The sequence below is a fragment of the Nocardia rhizosphaerae genome (genome assembly GCF_042650365.1).
Classification (GTDB): Bacteria; Actinomycetota; Actinomycetes; order Mycobacteriales; family Mycobacteriaceae; genus Nocardia; species Nocardia rhizosphaerae.
The window spans coordinates 304,159-319,941 of the sequence record NZ_JBHSBA010000007.1; the positions used below are offsets into that span (position 1 = coordinate 304,159).

The following is a 15,783-nucleotide window of genomic DNA, read 5'->3' on the forward strand; positions in this document are numbered from 1 at the left end:
GTCGGGAGCGGGAACCCGGCCTCGGTGGAAGGGCTACTCGGCGGGGGCCGGTCGGTACCGGTGCAGCAGTGCGATGACCGCGGTGCAGCTCACGGCGATGCCGACGGCGATCGCTGCCGGGATGGGGCCGCGATCGACGTCGGCGGTGCGGTACCACGACGGGGAGTAGGCGAGATTGCCGAAGAGATTGTCGCTCAACGCGACTCCGAGGGAGGGGACGAACAGGATGGACAGGCCGACGGTGGTGGCGGCGGGACTGTGCGGGACAGCGGCGCCGACGCAATAGCCACAGACCGCGCCCAGAGCCAGACAGCCGACGGCGGCGTTGGGCGCGGCGGGTGGGTCGAAGAGGTCGGTGAACAGGACGAACAGCGACAGTGCCAGCACACAGGCTGCGGCGACCAGCGCCCGCGGTGCGCGCAGGCCGATGAGCACACCGGCACCGACGGCGAGCACGGTGCCCACATCGATCAGACCGGAGCGGGGCAGGGTGAGTACCAGGCTGCCCGCCACGGCGAACGCGGTCATCAGCAGGAGCAGGACGCCGTCGCGGCCGGGCAGGATCAGCGCGGCGACGGTCGCCGCCGCGACCACGACGACGGCGCCGATCAGCGCGGGCGGGAGCGAGATGGCGCGGACCGACACCGCCAGCGACGTGCCGAGGATCGCCGAGAACGCGACGATCGCGGCGAACACGGGCGCCAGTGGGATCGCGGTGTCGAGCGTCGCGGGCGGGTGGATGGTGGTCGTGGCGGCCAGGTAGCCGAGGGCGAGGACGCTGGCCGCGATCACCCACAGCGGCAGCGAGCCGCCGAGGAAGCCGTCGAAGCCTGCCGAGTCCGCGTCGGCGGGAGACTCGGTGATGTCGCCGAGGATGGTGGCGGCGGGCACCGCGAACAGATACACCGCTCGCAGCTGCGGCTCGTGCCACACCGCGACGGCCAGCGCGCCGACCACCATTCCGGCCAGCAGGGCGTCGACGAAGTTGAGGGTCGGCAGCGACAATCCGGAGAAGTCGGTGCTGTCGACGTCGGGGGCGAGCAGCAGGTGGCTCAGCAGGATGCCCGCCAGGCCGACCAGCGCGGTCCACCAGGCCGCCCGCGCGCTGCCGACCGCCATGGTCACCGCCGCGGTGAGCACCGCGACGAACGCGCCGCCGGTCATCGCGCGCGGGACATTGAATACCAGCAGGTCGACGTGACGGGATTCGGCGAGATCGGCGAAGCTGATCGGCAGCATGATCGCCAGCACGGCGACCGAGGCGGCCACGAACACCGTCACCGCCTCGGCGGCGGTGCGGAACTCGGTGGCGGTCGGCTTTCGGCTCATCGGCAGGCGTCAGCGCGTCGGTCCGGTGCCTGCGGGCCTGGCTCGATGGGCGCGTGCACCGGCTCTCCGTTCTCGCGAATCGGCCGGCCCGGGCGGGCCTACCAGGAGTTTATCCAGTACCACCGCCGGTCGACGGGCATCGCGCCGCCATGGCCCGCGTGTCGCGGGCCGTGGCATGCGACGATGGACGAATCAGCATGTCAGGCAAATGATTCGGAAGGCTGGTTGATGCCGAGCGGCGTGGTGAGCTGGTTCGACAGCGGCAAAGGGTTCGGGTTCATCACCCCCGACCAGGGCGGAGCCGAGGTTTTCGTCGAGTACACCGAACTCGTCGGCGAGGGATTCCGGACCCTGCGGGCCGGTGAGCGGGTGGAGTTCGGGGTCAGGGAGACCCGGCGTGGGCCCGAAGCCCACCACGTGCGGACGCTCTAGTTCTGGCCGCTCGGCCAGAAGCGGCTGGCGCGCTGGCCGTGGACCGGGCGGGTGAGGTTGGGGTCCTCGGCCTCGGTGATGCCTACCTGCATGAGCAGGATCATGGTGACCATGCTGATACTCACGATCAGCGGGGTGAGCAGCTGCGATGCGGTGGCGCCCGAGGCATGGGCGACGTGGGCGCTGGTGTGCGCGCTCATCGAGAACATGCCGGTGTAGTGCATGCCGCACACGGCGACACCCATCAGCATGGCGGCGCCTATGGTGGCGAGCAGGCCGTGGATGTGCAGGGCGAACCACAGCGCGGCCGTCGCGGCGACCACCGCGATGACCATCGAGACGGCGACCACGACCGGGTCGTAGACGATCTCGATATCGGTCTTCATCGCGTACATGCCGGAATAGTGCATCGCGCCGACCCCGAGCCCGGTGATGGTGCCGCCGACCGGCAGCGCCGCGCTGTCCCAGCCGCGCCGCACCACGATCGATAAGCCGAGCCACACCACGGCCATCGCGATGGCGGCGCTGAACAACGTGATCGGGACGTTGTAGCGGATGGTGGCGCCGTGGACGGAGAAACCGAGCATGGCGATGAAATGCATGACCCAGATGCCGGTTCCGCCGAGCGCGATAGCCGCGGCGGTGAGCCAGCCGCCGTGGTTACCGGACGCGCGCGAGCGAACCATGCACCGTAGTGCCAGCATCGAACCGAGGAACGACATGAGATAGGCCAGTACCGGGGTGGTCCAGCCGTAGGTGAAATGGTTGATGTCCAGCACGTTCCACTCCTAGCGCGTTCTCCGCGAGGCGTCCGATGCCCGCATGTTCACGGAAAGTACGCTGGTAGTGAATTTGCCGTACTCGATTTCCGTAAATTTCTAGGGGCGCTGACGGCGGCCGTCCTCCGGGTTGCGCCGGGTTCCGCGATGGTTCTGGACGGTTGGTTCATAAGGTGGGATCGCGGCGCTCCGGCATCCCTCGGGCAACCATCTCGGCATACTCCGAGCATCCGGCAGTGGCTGTGTGACGGCACCAGACGCCGTCGGGCCGGGGTTGGGTTCCTCACAGTCGGCGAAGACGGGTGTGGCTGAATTCGTCGGATCATGGCATTGTTGATGGCGAGACCGGGACCGGACTATTAGGACCTGGCTCGTCTACAGGAAAGTTTGGAAATGGCTCAGGGCATTGTGAAGTGGTTCAACAGCGAGAAGGGCTTCGGCTTCATCGCGCAAGACGGCGGCGGGCCCGACGTCTTCGTGCACTACTCGGCTGTCAGCGGCTCGGGCTTCCGCTCCCTCGACGAGGGGCAGCGCGTGGAGTTCGAGATCGGTCAGGGCCAGAAGGGCCCGCAGGCGCAGGACGTTCGCGTCATCTAGCGTCCCTCGGGAGAATCGCCAAGCCTCGTGCCGGTACACCGGTACGGGGCTTTGCTGCGTTCGGGGCCGGTGACGGTTGTCGCGGTCGCGGCCACGCGATGTGGTTGCACCTCGTTTGCCGGTGCGGCCCGGTGTGCGCGACACACCCGACCCCGACCCGCCATGGACCCCATGCCGCCCGGAATCGGCGCCTAGGGTCCATAGGTGCGACGGAGGAGTTCCGGCGTTGCCTGGTCTTCACCCCGCGGCGAGTGCCTCGGCGCGGAAGAATTCGTCGGTGATCGCCCGCGCCGCGGTCAGGTCGCGCGGTTCCTTGGCCGAGAACACCGTGGCCGCCTGCTCGAACTCGGTCGTCACGAACTCCGCGATCGGTGTCGGCAGGGCACCGGTGCCCATCTCCCTGGTCCGCGACTTCAGCTCGGTCAACTCGGTCACCGCGTCGCGCAGCTCCGCGGACAGATCGCATTCGGCCAGCAGCGTCGGCAGATGCATCGGCGCCACCGCGGCGCCGGGATGCTCACCCAACCAGCGCAGCGCCATCGCGGGTCGCAGCGCGTAGAACACCTTCTTCAAGCCGCCGGTGCGCCTGTACAGCGCCCACTGCCGTGAGCCCAGGTGCAGATAGTGCCGCGCGACCCGGTCGCGATCGGCCACCGCCACCGCCACCTCGCGCAACCGGGCGCGGAACGCCTCGTCGCCGCGGTAGACGATGGGTGACATCAGCCACTCGATGAGCACGGCATTGCCCTGCACCAGCAGTCGCAGCGCCTTGGCCAGATCCCAGCCGTTCACATCGAGCAGGCCGACCAGCGGCGTCTCGATGACATCGCGGGTCCGCCACGGCGACAGGTAGGTCGACAGCCCGGCCACGTAGACGAACCGGCAGTCGTAGTCGGAATCGGGGGATGGGAAACCCCAAGCGCGGCTGCCGCTTTCGATGGCCAGCCGGATGGTGACACCGTGCTCGCCCGTCACCCGGTCGAGCTCGGCGTCGACGGCGGCCACCGCGGCCGGATCCATCGAGTCGGGGAGGGAACGCAATGACATGCGGTGATGTTAAGGGCGGTGGCGTCGAGGGTTCATCCGGTTTTCGGGCAGGGGGGTAAGGGCACCCGAACCCCGGCGACTATTCTTGGCGGCGGTAACTGCCGACCCCCTTTCTTCCCCAGGAGTACCCCACAGTGAGCCAAGCAGGCCGTCCTGTTGTTCTGATCGCCGACAAGCTCGCCCAGTCGACCGTCGACGCGCTCGGTGACGGTGTCGAGGTTCGCTGGGTCGACGGCCCCGACCGCCCGGCCCTGCTCGCCGCGGTCCCCGAGGCCGACGCGCTGCTCGTGCGTTCCGCCACCACCGTCGACGCCGAGGTGCTCGACGCGGGCAAGAAGCTGCAGATCGTCGCCCGTGCCGGCGTCGGCCTCGACAATGTCGACGTGCCCGCCGCCACCGAGCGCGGCGTGATGGTCGTCAACGCGCCGACCTCCAACATCCACACCGCCGCCGAGCACGCGGTCACCCTGCTGCTCTCCGCCGCCCGTCAGATCCCGGCCGCCGATGCGACCCTGCGTGAGAAGACCTGGCAGCGCAGCAAGTTCAACGGTGTCGAGATCCTCGGCAAGACCGTCGGCGTCATCGGCCTCGGCCGCATCGGCCAGCTGTTCGCGCAGCGCCTTGCCGCGTTCGAGACCAAGATCGTCGCCTACGACCCCTACACCTCGCCTGCGCGCGCCGCCCAGCTCGGCATCGAACTGCTGAGCCTGGACGAGGTGCTCGAACGGGCCGACTTCATCTCGATCCACCTGCCCAAGACCCCCGAGACCAAGGGCATGCTCAACGCCGAGGCGCTGGCCAAGACCAAGCCGGGCGTCATCATCGTCAACGCCGCCCGCGGTGGCCTGATCGACGAGCAGGCACTGGCCGACTCGATCAACTCCGGCCACGTGCGTGCCGCTGGCCTCGACGTGTTCGAGACCGAGCCGTGCACCGACAGCCCGCTGTTCGACCTGCCGCAGGTCGTGGTGACCCCGCACCTGGGTGCCTCCACCGCCGAGGCGCAGGACCGTGCGGGCACCGATGTCGCCAAGTCGGTGCTGCTGGCACTGGCAGGCGAGTTCGTGCCGGGCGCGGTGAACGTCACCGGCGGCGCCGTCAACGATGTCGTCGCCCCGTGGCTCGATGTCGTGCGCAAGCAGGGCGCGCTGCTCGGTGCCATCGCCAACGAGCTGCCGGTCAGCGTCGAGGTGCAGGTGCGCGGTGAGCTCGCCGCCCAGGACGTGGCCGTACTGGAGCTCTCGGCGCTGCGTGGGGTGTTCTCGGCACTGGTCGAGGACCAGGTCACCTTCGTCAACGCCCCGGCGCTGGCCAAGGACCGTGGCATCACCGCCACCGTCACCACCGCCACCGAGAGCCCCAACCACCGAAGCATGGTCGACCTGCGCGCCGTGTTCGGCGACGGCACCACCCTGAACGTGGCGGGCACGCTGACCGAGCCGAACCTGGTCGACAAGATCGTCAACATCAACGGCCGCAACTACGACATGCGCGCCGAGGGCCTGAACCTGGCCGTGCTGAACTACAGCGACAAGCCGGGCGCCCTGGGCAAGATCGGTACCAAGCTGGGCGAGGCCGAGATCGACATCCTGGCCGCGCAGCTGAGCCAGGACGTCGACTCCGAAGGCGCCACCGTGGTTCTGCGGGTCAACCGCGAGGTGCCCGCCGAGGTGCAGACCGCGATCGCCGAGGCGGTCGGTGCCGCCAAGGTCGTGCTGGTCGACCTGAGCTGAGTTGTGACGTCCCGCTCGCCGGGACATCGGCAGCTGCGCGCCGTCACCTCGCGGTGACGGCGCGCACCTGTATCCGTGGCGCGGCCCGCCCCCGCCCCGACTTCGAACGGAGCTTGTTCATGAAACTCGCAGTCATCGCCGGTGACGGCATCGGTCCCGAGGTCATCGCCGAGGCGCTCAAGGTGCTCGACGTGGTCGTTCCCGGCGTCGAGAAGACCGAATACGACCTCGGCGCCGCCCGCTACCACCGCACCGGCGAGATCCTGCCCGAATCGGTGCTGCCGGAGCTGAAGCAACACGACGCGATCCTGCTCGGCGCGATCGGCGACCCGTCGGTGCCCAGCGGTGTGCTCGAGCGCGGACTGCTGCTGAAGACCCGCTTCGCGCTGGACCATCACGTGAACCTGCGGCCCTCGCGGCTGTTCCCCGGCGTCACCAGCCCGCTGGCCGGCAACCCCGACATCGACTTCGTGGTCGTCCGTGAGGGCACCGAGGGCCCCTACACCGGAACCGGTGGCGCGATTCGCGTGGAGACCCCGCACGAGGTGGCCACCGAGGTGTCGACCAACACCCGCTTCGGCATCGAGCGCGTCGTGCGCTACGCCTTCGCCACCGCGCAGGCCCGCCGCAAGCACCTGACCCTGGTGCACAAGAACAACGTGCTCACCTTCGCCGGGTCGCTGTGGCAGCGCACCGTGACCGAGGTCGCCGCCGAGTTCCCCGAGGTGCAGACCGCCTACCAGCACATCGACGCCGCCACCATCCACATGGTGACCGACCCGGGCCGCTTCGACGTGATCGTCACCGACAACTTGTTCGGCGACATCATCACCGACCTCGCCGCCGCCGTCAGCGGTGGCATCGGCCTGGCCGCCTCCGGCAACATCGACGCCTCCGGCGTCAACCCGTCGATGTTCGAGCCGGTCCACGGCAGCGCCCCCGATATCGCGGGCCAGTCCAAGGCCGACCCGACGGCCGCCATCCTGTCGGTCTCGCTGCTGCTCAACCATCTCGGCAACACCGAGGGCGCCGCGCGCATCGAATCCGCCGTCGCCAAGGACCTGGCCTCGCGCACCGGCACCGCCTCCACCCTCGAGGTGGGCGACCGGATCGCCGCCATCGTCTGAGGACGCCGAAACTCGAGGGCCCGCCCCGGATCGCACCGGGGCGGGCCTTCGCTGTCCAGTCGGAGGCCTCGCGCGTCGATCAGCTGTCTGTGCGAGAGGTACCAAGAATCTTGGTACCTCGCTCTAGGATGACAACAGACCAGTGACACTGTCAGGCCAGTGGCGACGCGTCGTCCGGTACCGAACGGCCGCAGATCTGGAGGCGAGATGACCGTGGACCGCGCAGTCGGTGCTAGCGGTTTCGGCCCATACACTGTTCTCGATCTGCACGAACTTCCCGAAGACGGCAAAGGCTTCGAACTCGAGGACGAGTGGCTGATCGAGGTGGCTGCGGGGGCTCGGCACCACTGGATCGCCAGGCGTCTGAGCCGAGTTCTGCAGGAGGCCGTGCCCGATGACTCCCTGGTGGTGCTCGACGGAGGCGAGTGGGAAGTCAGCACGCCGAACGGAGTCCGCAAGCCCGACATCCTCGTCGTTCCGCGGGATGTCGCGCGAACGGTGATCATCGACGAAGTGCCGAAGCTGCTGCCGGGTCTCGATCTGCCGCTCGCCGTCGAAGTAGTTTCCTCGGGAACCGGTAGCGAGCGCACCGACCGGGTTCGGAAAGTCCGTGAGTACGCGGAGCTGGGTATCCCGGAATACTGGATCGTGGAGCATCGTGCCGACGTTCGCGTTCTCCGCCTCCGGCTCGATGCCGGATCCTATCGCGCGGATCCACCGGTGAGTGCGGGTGCGATCTTCACCGCCGAAGTCCCTGGCGTTGACGGCGCACGGGTGGAGTTCGACCCTGCCCAGCTGATCGAGTTCTGACCGGCGCCGCGGCGGATCAGCGAAATGCGGTGCGGTACCTTCATTTTCCGGTGGACCGTGGCACGAGTGGGACCGCTGCGGCAGCTGTGATCGCGGCGACTGCGAAAGCGGCCGGAAACCCGGTGGCCGCGATCAGGGCGCCGAAAACCGGTGGGACGGCCGCGATGGCCAGGTTCTGACCGGTGTTCTGAATACCGAGCCCGCGCCCGCTCCAGAACGGGCCCGCGATCTCGGCCACGGCGGTGAAGGCCAAGCCGTTGTCCGACACCGAGATCACCGAGGCGGCCACCATCAGCGGGACGGCTAGCCACCACCAGTCGGTCCACGCCGTCACCGTGAGCGCGGTCATCGCGATGACGGCGGCGATCGCCACCTGACGCAGCGGACCCAACCGGCTGCCGACTCGGTCCGACCAGGCGCCCGCCCCGATTCGCCCGGCGGCGCCGAGGAACTGGGTCACCGTCATCAGCGCGCCCGCCGCCGCCAGTGACCAGCCCAGGTCGCGGTGCAGCCACAGCAGTGCGAAGGTCCACAGGGTGGCCTGCGGGAACACCAGCAGAATCGAGACGATGTGGATGCGCCACAGGGTCGCGTTGCCCCGGTACGGGTTGGCGCGGTCGGCCGCCGCGGCCGGTGGACGTGGCGGATCGATGATGCCGATCAGGCAACCGACGGCGGCGACTCCCGCCATCAGCGCGGGAACCAGCAGGGCCGCGGGAATACCGTGCTGCCCGGCGACCCAGGGAATGCTGAGCGCGGCCAGCCCGACACCGAGCGGCTGGGCGGTCTGCCGGATGCCCATGGCGAGGCCACGACGGTCCGGCGGGAACCAGCCGACGATGACCCGGCCGCTGGCACCGTTGGAACTGGCCGCGCCGATCCCGCCGAGGAACAGCAACGCGCCGAACGCGAACGGATCGTCCACCAGGGCCGCCGCGACGCCGGCGACGAACATCAACGCCGTGCCCGCGACCAGGACCACCCGCTCGCCGATCCGGTCCACCACATAGCCCCAGGCGATCAGCGTGCACACCAGGCCGACGGTGGGCAGGGCCACCAGCGCGCCCGCCGCGACCAGCGAATCGCCGCGGGCGGTGAGCGCCGGCAGCAGGAACGGGGTGCCGTGGATGAAGATCGAGCTCGCCGTCTGGGCGAACACGCCGAGCGCGAGCATCAGCCAGCGCCTGCCGTCACCGATCCCGGTCGTCGCGGCCGTCGGCCGTACCTCAGTCACGTTCCCACCTCGCCGGATTGCACGATTGCATCTCAATATTTGAGATTGATGTCTCATAAACTGAACATTGAGATCACGGTACACCCGTGACGCCGGATTGTTCGCCCCCGATCAGGTGTCTGACAGGTCACACTGGGCGGCGTCGGCGCGGATGGCGAATCTCACACGCGGACACCGGCTTCGAATCACATCGGTGTGAGCCCGCCGGGCCCGCGGACCGCGCTTCCCTGCCGCGTTCGGGCAGGTGGGCGTGCCTCGATAGACTCCGGGCATGCGCTTAGGTCGAGTTGCCAGTCCCGATGGAGTCGCGTTCGTCAGCATCGACGGCGACGGAAGCGACGCCGTCGCCAAGGAGATCGCCGAACACCCGTTCGGCACCCCGACGTTCACCGGGCGGAGCTGGCCGCTGGCCGATGTGCGCCTGCTGGCGCCGATCCTGGCGAGCAAGGTGATCTGCATCGGCAAGAACTACGCCGCCCACGCGGCCGAGATGGGCGGCGAAGCGCCGGTCGACCCGGTGATCTTCATCAAGCCCAACACTTCGATCGTCGGTCCCAACGCGCCGATCATCCTGCCGCCCAGCTCTTCCCAGGTGGACTACGAGGGCGAACTGGCCGTGGTGATCGGCAGGCCGTGCAAGGACGTGCCCGCCGCCAAGGCCGCCGAGGTGATCCTCGGCTACACCGTCGCCAACGACGTCACCGCCCGCGACCAGCAGCGCCACGACGGGCAGTGGACCCGCGCCAAGGGTTACGACACCTTCTGCCCGCTCGGCCCGTGGATCGAAACCACGCTCGACCCAGCCGATCTGGAACTGGTCACCGAGGTCGACGGCGAGATCCGCCAGCGCAGCCGCACCTCGCTGTTCCTGCACGACATCCCGAAGATCATCGAGTGGGTGTCGGCCGTGATGACGCTGCTGCCCGGCGATGTGATCCTCACCGGCACACCTGAGGGCGTCGGCCCGCTCGGCGCCGGACAGAACGTCTCGGTCACCGTCGAGGGCATCGGCACCCTCACCAATCCCGTTGCCACCAAGCGCTGATACCGCGGAGAGAGAGTCATGACTGAAGTACGGGTCCGTTTCTGCCCGTCGCCGACCGGCACGCCGCACGTCGGCCTGATCCGCACGGCGCTGTTCAACTGGGCGTACGCGCGCCACCACGGCGGCACCTTCGTCTTCCGGATCGAAGACACCGACGCCGCACGCGATTCCGAGGATTCCTACCGCGCGATCCTGGACGCGTTGCGCTGGCTGGGACTGAACTGGGACGAGGGGCCCGAGGTCGGCGGACCGTACGAGCCGTACCGGCAGTCCCAGCGCCGCGATCAGCACCTCGAGATCGTGCGCAAGCTGGTCGAGGCGGGCGAGGCCTACGAGTCGTTCTCGACGCCGGACGAGGTGGAAGCCCGCCATCGCGCGGCGGGACGTGATCCGAAACTCGGCTACGACAATTTCGATCGCGACCTGACGGCCGAGCAGATCATGGCCTACAGGGCCGAGGGCAGGCCCGCGGTGATCCGGTTGCGGATGCCCGACGAAGATCTCAGCTGGAACGATCTCGTACGCGGAGAGACCACCTTCAAAGCGGGCACCGTGCCGGACTTCGCGCTTACCCGCGGTAATGGCGATCCGCTCTATACGCTGGTCAATCCGGTCGACGACGCATTGATGCGGATCACGCATGTTCTGCGCGGTGAGGATCTGCTCTCGTCGACGCCGCGGCAGCTCGCGTTGTATGCGGCGCTGCGGCGGATCGGGGTCGCCGAGTTCACACCGCAGTTCGGGCATCTGCCATTCGTGATGGGGCAGGGCAACAAGAAGCTGTCCAAGCGTGATCCCGAATCGAATCTGTTCGTCCACCGCGACCGTGGATTCATCCCTGAGGGTTTGCTGAATTACCTCGCGCTGCTCGGCTGGAGTATCGCCGAGGACCGCGATGTGTTCTCCATGGCGGAGATGGTCGCCGCGTTCGACATTTCCACGGTGAATTCGAATCCGGCCCGCTTCGACCAGAAGAAGGCCGACGCGATCAATGCCGAGCAGATTCGCTTGCTCGATCCGGGTGATTTCGGCCACCGGCTGCGTGAGTACCTCACCGGGCTGGGGCATATCGGTGCCGATATCGACGAGAAGACCTTCCTCGCCGCCGCCGACCTCGTGCAGACCCGCATCGTGGTGCTCGGCGACGCCTGGGACCTGCTGAAATTCCTGTTCGTCGCGCCCGCGGACTTCGCGATCGACCAGGCGGCCGGGTCCAAGAATCTGGGCGCCGACGCCGATCCGGTGCTCGACGCTGCCATCGCGGCGGTGGAGCCGCTGGCCGAGTGGACGACCCCCGCGCTGGAAGAGGCGCTGAAGCAGGCGCTGATCGACGATCTCGGGCTCAAGCCGCGCAAGGCCTTCGCGCCGGTGCGCGTCGCCGTGACGGGCTCGCACATCAGCCCGCCGCTGTACGAGTCGATGGAACTGCTCGGCCGCGAAGTGTCGCTGGAACGCCTGCGCGCCGCGCGCGGTTGGATGCCCGCGGCCGAATGAGCGCGTCCGGGGCGGTCCGCGGTGGGTCCGCGGCCGCCCCGGCAGGTGGGAAACAGCGAAAAATAGGCATCTGACCAGGCGATTTGTAGTTTACCCCACTGTGTTTGGTAATCTTCTCCTCGCCGCGGAACACGGCCTCGCAACACCGACAACCAGCCGGTGAGACGCAGGCCGGGCGTTTCCATCCTTGGGGTATGGTGTAATTGGCAACACAGCTGATTCTGGTTCAGCCATTCTAGGTTCGAGTCCTGGTACCCCAGCAAGATTTCGCTTCGGTGAAATCGTCCTGGTCCCGTCGTCTAGCGGCCTAGGACGCCGCCCTCTCAAGGCGGTAGCGCGGGTTCAAATCCCGTCGGGACTACAGTGCAGACCCCCGGTCGCTCGCGGCCGGGGGTCTTTCTCGTTCACAGCCGCTTGTGTAGCGCCTCGGCCGCCGCCACCAGATCGGCCGCCCAGCGTGCGCCTGGCCGTCTACCCATCCGATCGATCGGGCCCGACACCGACACCGCGGCCACCACCGCGCCCGCCGCGTCACGCACCGGCGCCGAGACGCTCGCCACGCCCTGGGCCCGCTCGGCGGCGCTCTGCGCCCAGCCTCGCTTGCGCACCTCGGCCAGCGCCCGATCGCCGAACACCGCGTCGGCCAGCACCGTGCGCTGCAGCTCCGGATCGGCCCACGCCATCAGGACCTTCGCCGCCGAGCCCGCGGTGAGCGGTAGCCGGGAACCGACCGGCACGGTGTCGCGCAGGCCGACCGGTGGCTCCAGGGCCGCCACGCACACCCGCGCGTTGCCGTCCCGGCAGTACAGCTGGACACTCTCGCCGGTGATCTCGCGCAGGCGGGGCAGAATGGCCCCTGCGGCTTCCACGAGTGGATCGCTGGCCCCCGCCGACAGTTCGCTGAGCGCAGGCCCCGGCCGCCACAGCCCGTTGCCGTCCCTGGCGAGCAGCCGGTGCGTCTCCAGCCCGACCGCGAGCCGGTGCGCCGTGGCGCGGGGCAGGCCGGTGCGGGTGCACAGGTCGTTGAGACCGCATGGCTCGTCCGCGACGGCGTAGAGCACCGCCACGGCTTTGTCGAGGACACCGATACCGCTATGCTGTCTCATAGAACGATACTAACTTCTCATATGTTGAGATACCAAGTATGTCCGTCGAAAGGTGATCAAGCAATGGCCGAGCGCGCTCGCACACTGGCCGAGAAGGTGTGGGACCAGCATGTCGTCGTCCCGGGCGGCGGCGACGGTTCCGCCCGCGAACCCGATCTGATCTACATCGATCTCCACCTCGTGCACGAGGTGACCAGCCCGCAGGCCTTCGACGGGCTCCGCGCGGCGGGCAGGCCGGTGCGCCGCCCCGACCTCACCATCGCCACCGAGGACCACAACGTCCCCACCGTCGACATCGACAAGCCCATCGCCGACCCGATCTCGCGCACCCAGGTGGAGACGCTGCGCCGCAACTGCGCCGAGTTCGGCGTGCGGCTGCATCCGATGGGCGATGCCGAGCAGGGCATCGTGCACGTGGTCGGTCCGCAGCTCGGGCTGACCCAGCCGGGGATGACGGTGGTGTGCGGCGACAGCCACACCTCCACCCACGGCGCGTTCGGCGCGCTGGCCATGGGCATCGGCACCAGCGAGGTCGAGCACGTGCTCGCCACCCAGACGCTGTCGCTGCGCCCGTTCAAGACGATGGCCATCACCGTCGACGGCGAACTGGCCCCTGGCGTGACGAGCAAGGACCTGATCCTGGCAGTGATCGCGCAGATCGGCACCGGCGGCGGCCAGGGCTATGTGCTGGAGTATCGCGGCGAGGCGATCCGCAAGTTGTCGATGGAAGCGCGGATGACCATCTGCAACATGTCCATCGAGGCGGGCGCGCGAGCGGGCATGATCGCGCCCGACGAGGTGACCTACGAATTCCTGAAAGGCCGTCCGCACGCACCGCAGGGTGCCGACTGGGATGCCGCCGTGGCCGCCTGGGACGCGCTGAAGACCGACGAGGGCGCCGTTTTCGACGCCGAGGTCCACATCGACGCGAACGCGCTCACCCCGTTCGTCACCTGGGGTACCAACCCCGGCCAGGGGCTGCCGCTCGGCGCGAACGTGCCTGATCCGGCCCAGATCACCGACGAGACCGAGCGAGAGGCCGCCGAGAAGGCGCTGCACTACATGGACTTGACGCCGGGAATGCCGCTGCGTGAGGTCACCGTCGACACCGTATTCGTCGGCTCCTGCACCAACGGGCGGATCGAGGATTTGCGCGCGGTCGCCGATGTTTTGAAGGGACGCCACGTCGCCGAGGGCGTGCGAATGCTGGTCGTACCCGGGTCGATGAAGGTGCGGGCACAGGCGGAAAAAGAAGGACTCGGCGAGATTTTCACCGCCGCGGGCGCGGAATGGCGCCAGGCCGGCTGCTCGATGTGCCTCGGCATGAATCCCGATCAGCTCTCGCCCGGCCAGCGCTGCGCCTCCACCTCGAACCGCAATTTCGAAGGTAGGCAGGGCAAGGGTGGCCGTACCCACCTGGTGTCCCCGCCGGTCGCGGCCGCCACCGCGGTCCGCGGCACCCTGTCCGCGCCCGCCGACCTGGCCTGACCAGCCCGCCACGATCGAAGGAGAATCGTTATGGAAGCCTTCACTGTTCACAAAGGCATCGGGGTACCGCTGCGCCGGTCCAATGTCGACACCGACCAGATCATCCCGGCGGTTTACCTGAAGCGGGTGACCCGTACCGGTTTCGAGGACGGGCTGTTCGCCGGGTGGCGGGCCGATCCCGACTTCATTCTGAACACCGAGCCGTACTCGCGCGGCAGCGTCCTGGTGGCCGGACCGGATTTCGGGACCGGGTCCTCCAGGGAGCACGCGGTGTGGGCGCTGTCGGACTACGGCTTTCGGGTCGTCATCTCCTCGCGTTTCGCCGACATCTTCCGCGGGAATGCGGGTAAGGGCGGCCTGTTGGCCGCGCAGATGTCACAGAACGATGTCGAAATGCTGTGGAAGCTGATCGAGGAACAGCCGGGTCTGGAATTGGTTGTCGACCTCGCGGCACGCACGGTGACGGCGGGAACCGTCGTGTTGCCGTTCGATATTGACGACTACACGCGGTGGCGTCTGCTGGAGGGTTTGGACGACATCGGGCTCACGCTGCGGCAGGCCGACACGATCGGCGAGTTCGAAAAGGCTAGGCCGTCTTGGAAACCCGTGACCCTGCCGGAGCCTATTTCGCAGGCGTAATCACCTCGGGCGATTGGCGGCGCATCCCCTGGGGGCGGTAGCTGGACGTGTGCTAAACCACATGAATTTTGGCGTGGCACATAGACTCTTGCTCAAACTGGGTTTACCGTGGTACCTAGTCGGTCCGACGACGGGCCATTAGTCTGCGGAGGATTCAATGAACAAGGCGGAACTGATCGACGTTCTGACCGAAAAGTTGGGTACGGACAGGCGCACGGCTACTGCGGCTGTCGAGAACGTGGTCGACACCATCGTTCGCGCCGTGCACAAAGGTCAAAGCGTCACGATCACCGGATTCGGTGTGTTCGAACAGCGCAAGCGTGCCCCCAGGGTTGCCCGCAACCCGCGCACCGGCGAAACCGTGAAGGTGAAGGCGACTTCGGTGCCTGCCTTCCGGCCGGGCGCTCAGTTCAAGGCGGTGATCGCGGGTAAGCAGAAGCTGGCCGCGACCGGCCCCGCCGTCAAGCGTGGCGTGAACGCGCCGGTGGCGGCGAAGAAGGCAGCGGCCAAGAAGACGGCGGCCAAGAAGACCGCCGCCAAGAAGGCCACGCCGTCGAAGGGTCCGGCCAAGACCACCGCCCGCAAGGCCGCCACCAAGGCGCCCGCCGCCAAGAAGACGACGACGGCGGCCGCGAAGAAGGCCACCGCCGCGAAGAAGACCACGGCGGCAAAGAAAGTGACCGCGGCCAAGAAGGCGCCTGCCAAGAAGACCACGGCGGTGGCCAAGAAGACCACGGCCGCCAAGAAGGCGCCGGCGAAGAAGACCACGGCCGCCAAGAAGGCCCCCGCGAAGAAGACCGCTGCGAAGAAGACAGCCACCCGTCGTGCTCGTTGATCCCGCCGCAGCGGGATCGGGTCGGGGAATGTGCACGTAACAGGCCGCATCACCCACCACTGGACCGAGAACGGCCCCGGGGAAACCG

15 protein-coding genes and 2 tRNA genes are annotated in these 15,783 nt (G+C 68.2%); 12 read left to right on the forward strand and 5 right to left on the reverse strand.

From position 1 onward, the window contains the following. Positions 1 to 33: 33 nt before the first annotated feature. On the reverse strand, positions 34 to 1,329 hold the full coding sequence (locus ACFOW8_RS16185; protein WP_378551451.1) for a hypothetical protein: 1,296 nt from the start codon (positions 1,327 to 1,329) through the stop codon (positions 34 to 36). A 228-nt stretch (positions 1,330 to 1,557) separates the two neighbouring features. Between ACFOW8_RS16185 and ACFOW8_RS16190 the strand changes: the two genes are divergently transcribed. Next, a complete protein-coding gene (locus tag ACFOW8_RS16190; RefSeq protein ID WP_378551452.1) occupies positions 1,558 to 1,761 on the forward strand; it encodes a cold-shock protein in 204 nt (67 codons plus the stop codon). On the opposite strand, the gene ACFOW8_RS16195 is transcribed toward ACFOW8_RS16190, so the two are convergent. After that, positions 1,758 to 2,540 (reverse strand): MHYT domain-containing protein, encoded by a 783-nt coding sequence (locus ACFOW8_RS16195; RefSeq protein WP_378551453.1) that lies wholly within the window; start codon positions 2,538 to 2,540, stop codon positions 1,758 to 1,760. The two genes, ACFOW8_RS16190 and ACFOW8_RS16195, sit on opposite strands and share 4 nt — an antisense overlap. Positions 2,541 to 2,933: 393 nt before the next feature. Here ACFOW8_RS16195 and ACFOW8_RS16200 point away from each other — a divergent pair, with 393 nt between their 5' ends. Continuing rightward, entirely contained in the window at positions 2,934 to 3,137 is a 204-nt protein-coding gene (locus ACFOW8_RS16200; RefSeq protein WP_019048280.1) for a cold-shock protein, read from the forward strand. A gap of 237 nt (positions 3,138 to 3,374) precedes the next feature. Here ACFOW8_RS16200 and ACFOW8_RS16205 read toward each other — a convergent pair whose 3' ends face one another. Continuing rightward, a complete protein-coding gene (locus ACFOW8_RS16205) occupies positions 3,375 to 4,184 on the reverse strand; it encodes a nucleotidyltransferase domain-containing protein (RefSeq protein WP_378551454.1) in 810 nt (269 codons plus the stop codon). A gap of 134 nt (positions 4,185 to 4,318) precedes the next feature. Between ACFOW8_RS16205 and serA the strand changes: the two genes are divergently transcribed. The 3 genes from serA (at position 4,319) to ACFOW8_RS16220 (ending at position 7,854) form a co-directional block, all read left to right on the forward strand. Then, on the forward strand, positions 4,319 to 5,917 hold the full coding sequence (gene serA / locus ACFOW8_RS16210) for a phosphoglycerate dehydrogenase (RefSeq protein ID WP_378551455.1): 1,599 nt from the start codon (positions 4,319 to 4,321) through the stop codon (positions 5,915 to 5,917). A 119-nt stretch (positions 5,918 to 6,036) separates the two neighbouring features. Then, positions 6,037 to 7,044 (forward strand): 3-isopropylmalate dehydrogenase, encoded by a 1,008-nt coding sequence (locus ACFOW8_RS16215; protein ID WP_378551456.1) that lies wholly within the window; start codon positions 6,037 to 6,039, stop codon positions 7,042 to 7,044. Between the two features lie 207 nt (positions 7,045 to 7,251). After that, a complete protein-coding gene (locus ACFOW8_RS16220) occupies positions 7,252 to 7,854 on the forward strand; it encodes a Uma2 family endonuclease (RefSeq protein ID WP_378551457.1) in 603 nt (200 codons plus the stop codon). Positions 7,855 to 7,894: 40 nt separating this feature from the next. Here the strand turns inward: ACFOW8_RS16220 and ACFOW8_RS16225 are convergent, their stop codons facing one another. Continuing rightward, positions 7,895 to 9,028, reverse strand: coding sequence for an MFS transporter (locus tag ACFOW8_RS16225; RefSeq protein WP_378552033.1), 1,134 nt, complete (start codon positions 9,026 to 9,028; stop codon positions 7,895 to 7,897). Between the two features lie 331 nt (positions 9,029 to 9,359). On the opposite strand from ACFOW8_RS16225, the gene ACFOW8_RS16230 reads away from it, so the two are divergent. The 4 genes from ACFOW8_RS16230 to ACFOW8_RS16245 all read left to right on the forward strand — a co-directional run bounded on the left by ACFOW8_RS16230 (position 9,360) and on the right by ACFOW8_RS16245 (position 11,988). Then, positions 9,360 to 10,133 carry a fumarylacetoacetate hydrolase family protein gene (locus ACFOW8_RS16230; protein WP_378551458.1) on the forward strand — a complete coding sequence of 258 codons (774 nt, stop codon included), beginning with the start codon at positions 9,360 to 9,362 and terminating at the stop codon, positions 10,131 to 10,133. A gap of 18 nt (positions 10,134 to 10,151) precedes the next feature. Beyond that, positions 10,152 to 11,627, forward strand: a complete 1,476-nt coding sequence (gltX, locus tag ACFOW8_RS16235; protein WP_378551459.1) for a glutamate--tRNA ligase — start codon at positions 10,152 to 10,154, stop codon at positions 11,625 to 11,627. Between the two features lie 188 nt (positions 11,628 to 11,815). Then, positions 11,816 to 11,887, forward strand: a tRNA-Gln gene (locus tag ACFOW8_RS16240). Positions 11,888 to 11,915: 28 nt separating this feature from the next. Then, positions 11,916 to 11,988: transfer RNA gene (locus ACFOW8_RS16245), tRNA-Glu, on the forward strand. A 43-nt stretch (positions 11,989 to 12,031) separates the two neighbouring features. Here ACFOW8_RS16245 and ACFOW8_RS16250 read toward each other — a convergent pair. Then, positions 12,032 to 12,733, reverse strand: a complete 702-nt coding sequence (locus ACFOW8_RS16250; RefSeq protein ID WP_378551460.1) for an IclR family transcriptional regulator — start codon at positions 12,731 to 12,733, stop codon at positions 12,032 to 12,034. Positions 12,734 to 12,796: 63 nt separating this feature from the next. On the opposite strand from ACFOW8_RS16250, the gene leuC reads away from it, so the two are divergent. The 3 genes from leuC (at position 12,797) to ACFOW8_RS16265 (ending at position 15,695) form a co-directional block, all read left to right on the forward strand. Continuing rightward, the gene (gene leuC, locus ACFOW8_RS16255; protein WP_378551461.1) at positions 12,797 to 14,221 is read left to right on the forward strand and encodes a 3-isopropylmalate dehydratase large subunit; all 1,425 of its coding nucleotides are present in this window, start codon (positions 12,797 to 12,799) and stop codon (positions 14,219 to 14,221) included. Between the two features lie 30 nt (positions 14,222 to 14,251). Further along, a complete protein-coding gene (gene leuD / locus ACFOW8_RS16260; protein ID WP_378551462.1) occupies positions 14,252 to 14,860 on the forward strand; it encodes a 3-isopropylmalate dehydratase small subunit in 609 nt (202 codons plus the stop codon). 157 nt (positions 14,861 to 15,017) lie between these two features. Further along, positions 15,018 to 15,695 carry an HU family DNA-binding protein gene (locus ACFOW8_RS16265; protein ID WP_378551463.1) on the forward strand — a complete coding sequence of 226 codons (678 nt, stop codon included), beginning with the start codon at positions 15,018 to 15,020 and terminating at the stop codon, positions 15,693 to 15,695. The last annotated feature ends 88 nt before the right edge of the window (positions 15,696 to 15,783 follow it).

Coding starts and splice junctions, on each gene's coding strand:
- ACFOW8_RS16185 (WP_378551451.1), bottom strand. CDS start 1,329: ATGAGCCGAAAGCCGACCGCCACCGAGTTCCGCACCGCCGCCGAGGCG.
- ACFOW8_RS16190 (WP_378551452.1), top strand. CDS start 1,558: ATGCCGAGCGGCGTGGTGAGCTGGTTCGACAGCGGCAAAGGGTTCGGG.
- ACFOW8_RS16200 (WP_019048280.1), top strand. CDS start 2,934: ATGGCTCAGGGCATTGTGAAGTGGTTCAACAGCGAGAAGGGCTTCGGC.
- ACFOW8_RS16205 (WP_378551454.1), bottom strand. CDS start 4,184: ATGTCATTGCGTTCCCTCCCCGACTCGATGGATCCGGCCGCGGTGGCC.
- ACFOW8_RS16215 (WP_378551456.1), top strand. CDS start 6,037: ATGAAACTCGCAGTCATCGCCGGTGACGGCATCGGTCCCGAGGTCATC.
- ACFOW8_RS16220 (WP_378551457.1), top strand. CDS start 7,252: ATGACCGTGGACCGCGCAGTCGGTGCTAGCGGTTTCGGCCCATACACT.
- ACFOW8_RS16225 (WP_378552033.1), bottom strand. CDS start 9,028: ATGCTCGCGCTCGGCGTGTTCGCCCAGACGGCGAGCTCGATCTTCATC.
- ACFOW8_RS16230 (WP_378551458.1), top strand. CDS start 9,360: ATGCGCTTAGGTCGAGTTGCCAGTCCCGATGGAGTCGCGTTCGTCAGC.
- gltX (WP_378551459.1), top strand. CDS start 10,152: ATGACTGAAGTACGGGTCCGTTTCTGCCCGTCGCCGACCGGCACGCCG.
- ACFOW8_RS16250 (WP_378551460.1), bottom strand. CDS start 12,733: ATGAGACAGCATAGCGGTATCGGTGTCCTCGACAAAGCCGTGGCGGTG.
- leuC (WP_378551461.1), top strand. CDS start 12,797: ATGGCCGAGCGCGCTCGCACACTGGCCGAGAAGGTGTGGGACCAGCAT.
- leuD (WP_378551462.1), top strand. CDS start 14,252: ATGGAAGCCTTCACTGTTCACAAAGGCATCGGGGTACCGCTGCGCCGG.
- ACFOW8_RS16265 (WP_378551463.1), top strand. CDS start 15,018: ATGAACAAGGCGGAACTGATCGACGTTCTGACCGAAAAGTTGGGTACG.